At 68.0% G+C, this 6,256-nt stretch carries 6 protein-coding genes; 3 read left to right on the top strand and 3 right to left on the bottom strand.

Going from position 1 to position 6,256, the window contains the following annotated elements:
• The coding region (locus tag Rhe02_RS15035; protein ID WP_239123833.1) for a PadR family transcriptional regulator at window positions 1–384 on the bottom strand (384 nt) is incomplete at its 3' end.
• A gap of 88 nt (window positions 385–472) precedes the next feature.
• Between Rhe02_RS15035 and Rhe02_RS15030 the strand changes: the two genes are divergently transcribed.
• Window positions 473–1,384, top strand: coding sequence for a DUF3152 domain-containing protein (locus Rhe02_RS15030; protein ID WP_203908825.1), 912 nt, complete (start codon window positions 473–475; stop codon window positions 1,382–1,384).
• A gap of 12 nt (window positions 1,385–1,396) precedes the next feature.
• Here the strand turns inward: Rhe02_RS15030 and Rhe02_RS15025 are convergent, their stop codons facing one another.
• Both Rhe02_RS15025 and Rhe02_RS15020 read right to left on the bottom strand, forming a co-directional pair.
• Complete coding sequence (locus Rhe02_RS15025; RefSeq protein WP_203908824.1) at window positions 1,397–2,116, bottom strand: hypothetical protein; 720 nt, start codon at window positions 2,114–2,116, stop codon at window positions 1,397–1,399.
• 40 nt (window positions 2,117–2,156) lie between these two features.
• The gene (locus tag Rhe02_RS15020; protein WP_203908823.1) at window positions 2,157–3,911 is read right to left on the bottom strand and encodes a carboxypeptidase regulatory-like domain-containing protein; all 1,755 of its coding nucleotides are present in this window, start codon (window positions 3,909–3,911) and stop codon (window positions 2,157–2,159) included.
• Window positions 3,912–4,100: 189 nt separating this feature from the next.
• Here Rhe02_RS15020 and Rhe02_RS15015 point away from each other — a divergent pair, with 189 nt between their 5' ends.
• Together Rhe02_RS15015 and Rhe02_RS15010 are read left to right on the top strand one after the other, a co-directional pair.
• Entirely contained in the window at window positions 4,101–5,006 is a 906-nt protein-coding gene (locus tag Rhe02_RS15015) for a C39 family peptidase (protein ID WP_203908822.1), read from the top strand.
• A 73-nt stretch (window positions 5,007–5,079) separates the two neighbouring features.
• The gene (locus Rhe02_RS15010; protein WP_203908821.1) at window positions 5,080–6,213 is read left to right on the top strand and encodes an acyl-CoA dehydrogenase family protein; all 1,134 of its coding nucleotides are present in this window, start codon (window positions 5,080–5,082) and stop codon (window positions 6,211–6,213) included.
• Window positions 6,214–6,256: the final 43 nt, after the last annotated feature.

Below are 6,256 nucleotides of genomic sequence, written 5' to 3'. Positions count from 1 at the left end.
GCCCGTGCCGGCGGACTTGCCGAGATCGAGCAGAGAGTCGATGAGGCCGCGGGTGATCTCCCAGGCCTGTACGTTGTCGCGGTAGACAGCCCGCCCCGCATCGGTGATGCGGTAGTACTTGCGGCGCCCACCCTGTGTCTCGTCGCCCCAGTAGCCCTCGACCAGGCCGTCCTTGAGCAGGCGGCGGTAGCTCGCGTAGAGCGTCGCCTCCTTGATTTCGTAGGCGCCGCCGGTGGCCTCCCGGATCGTTTTGAAGATCTCGAAGCCGTAGCTCTCGCCCCGGCTCAGCACCGCCAACACGATCGTGTCGGTATGCCCACGCAAAAGGTCTGCGGCGAACGCGTCGCTCGCCAGAAAGGTATCGCTGTCAAATTTGTCGGGCACGTTCAGTACTGTATCAGATGAAGTACTGGAATCAACAGGACCCGAAACGTGAGGCTCTAGACTGCTCGGGTCCCTCGGAGGTCCCAACATGTCCCCTCGTGTCATGGTCCTGTCGGTCGCGCTCGCCTGTGCGACCGCGCTTGTCGCGTGCACCAAGCCACCCGTGCAGCCACCGCAGGCGCTAAGTCAGTCGCCCACCCGCGCGGAGACGGTCGTCGCGTCACCGACGCCACCGCCGACGAGCGCCGTGCCGTCGCCGAGCCCGTCGCGCAAGCCGAGCCCGAAGCCGAGCACCACGCTGAAGAAGCCGGTGCCGGCCGGCGGCGACATCCCGGCCACTCCCACGACCGCGCCGACCAACGACGGTGTGCCAACGCACGGCGCGGGGACCTTCGCCATCGCGGAGGGTGGCACCGAGGTGGTGGGCACCGGCCTGACCCTGGTCAAGTACCGGGTGGAGGTCGAGGAGGGCATCGATTGGCTCGCCCATACCCCTTGGGCCCCATCGGGTTTCGCCTCCACGGTGGATCAGATCATCGCCAATCCGCGGGGCTGGACCCGCTCGGCCGAGTCGCCGATCACCAACTCCGACGAGCACATGACCGCCGCGTCGTGGGCGTTCCAGCGGGTCAGCGGTGACGACTACAGCGTGCGGGTGCGCCTGGCCACGCCGGACACCGTCGATCGCCTGTGTGGCGCGGCCGGCGTCAGCACCCGCGGCGTCTACTCCTGCCGCTTCGGCACCACCCTAATGATCAACCTGCGGCGCTGGCTGAACGGCGCGACCGGGTTTCCCATCGACGTCCCCGCCTACCGGCACATGGTGATCGACCACGAGATGGGGCACTATCTCGGTTTCGACCACATGCTGTGCCCGGGTTCGGGCCGGCTCGCCCCGGTGATGCAGACGCAGACGATCGCGCTTAATGGCTGCACCCCGAATGCCTATCCGTTCACGGCCGACGGCGTCTTCGTCACCGGCACCTGGACGGCTTCATAGCAGCGCGCGGCATCAGGCAACGCTGAACCATTGACGCAGCGTCGCGCGCTCGTCCTGCTCGCCATCGATCAGGCACCGGCTGGCCATGGCCCGCCACTTGCGCATGCCATCGCCGCCTGCCGTCTTCCTGAACAGCTTCCGCGGCGGCTGGTCCGGCCACCACGGATGGTCCTCGGCAAGCGCCGCCCGCACCTCCGCCACGCATGCGCGCTCCAATCCGGACACCACTTCCGGGTCTCGGTCCACCGGTGCCGACAGATAGGTCAGCAGCACGCCGAGGGTCAGGAACGGCCGGGCGGCAAGGTCGTCGCGCCAGCCGCCGGGCTCATGCAACCTGCACCAGGCCAGGTAGCGCATCGCCTCCTCGGTCGTTTCGGGACCCAGCTCCAGCGCCGATTCCACCAGTGCGGCCGTGGTCGCGGCCGGTTGCTGCGGGTAGTCGGCCCGGATGAGCACCAAGCAGGCGAGGAGCCGAGCGATGTGCTCGGCTTCCGACTCGCAGCGGTGGTAGCTCGCCAGCTCGAGCACCTCGCGCGGCGGCCACGGCAGCTGCTCCGGCAAATGGTGGACCACCAGCAGCTCTTCGATCGCGAACCGGTGCTCCTCCGCCTTCTCGCCATAGTCCAGGCAAGCCATGTCCAGCACGATCTCGGCCGTCATCAGGGAACGCACTGCGTCGCGCAGGGCTAGCTCCGAGGGTCGCAGCTGGTCAAGCAGCGGGGTGAGGTCCACTCGTCGACGATACGACGCCGTTTCAATACCCCGAAGCCCATTAACGGATGGGGATGTCGACCACCGCGCTGCCGCTGTCGGGAATGGACACGGCCTGGCCGTCGGCAAAGCCGGCCGCGTTCGGGTACCACATGACGACGAAGCGATCGCCCGCCGCGGCGATGATGTGTATCTTCACGTCCTGCGGGCCGAGGAGGCCGACGGAGTAGGTGCCGTCGGCTTCGACAGTTGGGCGGCCCATGATGTCGAAGGACTTGGCATTGACCACGCTGAGCTCGGCGAAGCTTGGCGGCTGCCCGGCCGGCCCCGTGATCCGCCCGGTGAGGGTGGTTTTCTTCTGCAGCTTCACGTTGTACGGCGTCGTGGAGTTCTCGCGCACCGGAACCGGAATCGCGGCGAACCGGTTCGCACCCCCGCCGGACCACTGCCCGGCAAAGGACACCACCCACTCGTAGGGCCCAAGTCCAGGCAGCTCATAGCTTCCATCGGGCTCGCTGGTCCCACCGGAGTTACCGGCCAGGATCTCCACGTTGCCAGCCGGCTCGCCGGTGGCCTCGTCGGTGATGACACCCGCGATCGTTCCCTGGCCATCCAGCCGGATCGCGAGGGCGGTCGTTTCGCCCTCGATCGCGGTCACCACCGCCGCCTGGGTCTGGGCGCCTACACCTCCTTGCGGGCCAACCCATTGCGAGCCGTGCTGGCCGTCGAAGGCCGAGGCGAAGAAGACGTAGCGATCGGGCACCACCCGGGTGAGGGTGAGCTTGCCCGAGAAGTCCGCGCAGTCGCCGACGAACCCGCCGTATTCCGTGGCGCGGTCGGCGGGCTTGCCGCTCAGGCAGATCCCGCCCACCGGCTCACCGGTCGCGGCATCGGTCACCGTCACCGCGATCGTCGCGCCCTGGTGCATCCGGGCCGTGACCGTCGCGGCGTTGCCGGCGGTGACCAGCACCCCCGGCGTCGAGGTGTCGAGATGCTCGCCGTCGGTCACCTTCACGGTGTAGGTGCCGGCGCCGAGCTCGGTGAGCTCGGCGACGCCGTTGTCGGTACAGGCGAAGACAATCTTGAAGTCGGTGTGAGCGTCGACGCAGAAGCTCGTGACCGGCGCCCCGGACCGGGCATCCATCCCCCGCACCGACAGCGAACCCGTCTGAGCCAGCTTGTCGTCGACGATCGTGGTCTTGTCGGCCAGGACGGTGATCGGATCGGCCGCCTCGGGGGTTGCCTTGCCGTGAGCCCACTGCGCCTGGTTCGAGGTGTCGAACCGGACCGCGTAGGTGCCCGGTCGCACAGTCTGGAACCATCGGCCGTCCGCGTCCGTGGTGGCCTGGAAGAAGCGGTCAAGGCTCGGATTCTCGATCGCCACCCCGGCGAAAGCGACAGGCCGGCCCGCGGCATCCAGCAGGCGGCCCTCGACGCGGCCGGTGGGCAGCGCCTTCTCCTCCAGCACGACCTCCTTGTCGGCCTCCACCGTGATGACGTCCGCGGCCCACTCCGACTCCTTGCCGGTCGCCCATTGGTCCAGCAGCGTGGGCGGCGGCTGGAACGACACTTTGTACCTGCCCACCGCGGGTCGCAGGGTGAAGCTCCCGGAACGATTGGTCCTGGTGACGACGGAGTCGAACGGGTTGGTCAGCGAGTTGGCCACCACCCTGACGTTGGCCACCATGCCCGCCGGGCCGGCGAACAACCCGGAGATCGTGCCGAATTGCGCCAGCCTCGCCGAGGCCGGAACCGGCAACACCGCCAGCACGACAGCCATAAAGACCACGGCGAGGCGGCGCGGCGACATCGACATGTGACAGACCTCCTGGCGGGAAGAAACGATGGTCATAATGCGCTGTGAGCCCCCGATCGGCGCCGGATGTTGGCCAGCGTTGGACACCGCTGGACAGGCTGCCCCCGCGCCGTCGCCGGGTTCTTGCACCGCCCGATCGAGACTGCAAGAAATGTATATGCATCACTGTCTTTACCGCACAATCGCGACATGAGACGCCTTGTGAGATCCACATTCGCCTCGGTCGCCGTCTGCGTCCTCGCCGGCTCGACCGTCATCTTCGGCAGCGCCGCACCCGCCTCGGCCGGCGGCGCCGACAAGGATGTATGCGCCAATGTCCTTAGGCCCGAACAACTTCAGGCCGGCCGCAACGCCGCGACCGCGACCCTCACCCCCGAGGTCGTGGCGGCGGTGTCGCAGTACAAGTCCACCCACGAGCTTTTCGCCAAGCCCACGGCCGCCGAGCTCGCCGAGTCGGCGGCGCACGCCGCCCGCAAGGAGGAGATGTTCGCCAAAGGGGAGATCAAAGGGCAGCAGGTGAGCTGTGCCGGCCGATCGACCATGGCCTCCGGGCAGATCTCCTGGATGTACCACTACGGGCAGGTCACCAACTACTTCTGCGGACCAGCGGTGGTCTCGATCTTCTCCGCGACCGTGCCCGGCTCCAGCCCCTACAACCTCAACCAGTGGGACGCCGCCAACTACATGGGCACCCCGGCGGCAGGCGGCACCGGGGCAACCGCGCAAACCAACGGCCTCAACCATTTTGTCGGGGTACCAGACTTCGGGTGGAACTTCTACGGCATGGTCTGGATGAGCGACCCACCCAGCGCCGCCCAGCAGCAGGACTTCTACAACCGCCTGGTGGCCGATGTCGGCGTCAGCTCGCCCATCGCGGGCCTCGCCTGGGAGGTGCCCTACGGCCCGCATCTGGTCGGCCACCCGGTGAGCCAGGAGATCGGGCACTGGATCGCCATCGGCGGTTACAACACCAGCCCCAGCCAGGTCTGGTACGCCGACCCGGCCACCACGGTTTGGAGCAGCGTGCCCGCCTACTCGTGGCTTGACATGTGGACCATGGAGGTCATCCTCGGTGGCTACGGCTACATCTGGTAACCCGTTCGCCGCGCTCGTGTGACCCGCGGCGGCACGGCCCACGCCGTGCCGCCGCGTTTGGTTAGATCGGGGGATGCCGATCGCTTCGCCGTTTCCCTTGGACCCGCCCGCTTCCGAGATGCCCTGGATCGCACGTGCCACCGAGCTGGCCGTGGACTTCGCCCAGCACGCAGCCGAGCTGGACGAGACGGCGCAGCTGCCGGTGGACAACCTGCGCCGGCTGCACGAGGCGGGCTTCGACACGGCATGGCTGCCGCAAAGCTATGGCGGACAAGGGCTGTCCTGGCTCAGCTTCGGCCGCGTGCTGACCATCGTGGCCCGAGCTTGCCCGTCCACCGCCACGATCTGGCTGATGCACCTGGGCGCGGCCTACGGGCTGGTGCACCTGAGCGAGGAGGAGAACGCCGGTTTCTTCGCCCGGGAGCTGGCCGCCGGCAAGCGCTTCGCGAACGCGCTGTCGGAGCCGACGGGCGGCAACCTGTTTCTGGTACCGCTTCAAGTGGCCCGTCCGGTGGAGGGCGGTTTCGTGCTCGACGGGGCGAAGAGATTCGTCTCCGGCTGCGAGATCGCGGACTACCTGCTGGTCAACGCGCTCGTCGATGACGTCCCCGCGTTCTTCGGCGTCAGCCCGGACGACACGGTCAAACTGTTGCCGGTCTGGGACAGCGTAGGCCTGCGGGCCACGCGCAGCCAGCTGATCACCTTCGATTCGACGCTGCTACCGCAGGCACGCCGCTGCACCAAACGCTCGGAGGAGCCGAATCCGATTCCGATCGGGTTGCCCTTCCTCTCCATCGGTGTCGCCGAGGCGGCGCTGGAGGCATTGCGGGAGCATGCGTGCGGCCGGGTCATTCCGACCACCGGGCAGCCGCTGGCCGCCATGCAATGGGTGCAGTTCGCGGCCGCCGGCGAACATGTGCGGCTCAGGGCGGCGACCCTGCTGGCGGCGCAGACCGCGTGGCTGGCCGATCAACGGTCGCCGCTGGTCAACCCGAGCTCGCTGGAGGCCAAGCTGCTCGCCAACGAGGTGGCCAAGGACGCGGCGGCGCTGGGAGTCAAGATCGGAGGCGGCTCGGGCTACCTGAAGACCTCCCCGATCCAGCGCCACTTTCGCGATGCCCAGGCGGGAGCGCTCATGGCTTATTCGGCCGAGGTTTGCCAGTCCGAGATCGGCAAGGCTTTGCTGAGCGCCGACGCAGGCGCATAGGGACACAGCGCTGCCCGAGACAATCGTCCCGGGCAGCAACCGT

Source organism: Rhizocola hellebori, assembly GCF_016862955.1.
Classification (GTDB): Bacteria; Actinomycetota; Actinomycetes; order Mycobacteriales; family Micromonosporaceae; genus Rhizocola; species Rhizocola hellebori.
Note: the sequence above shows the minus strand (reverse complement) of the source record. Positions and strands in the feature narration are given on the sequence as shown.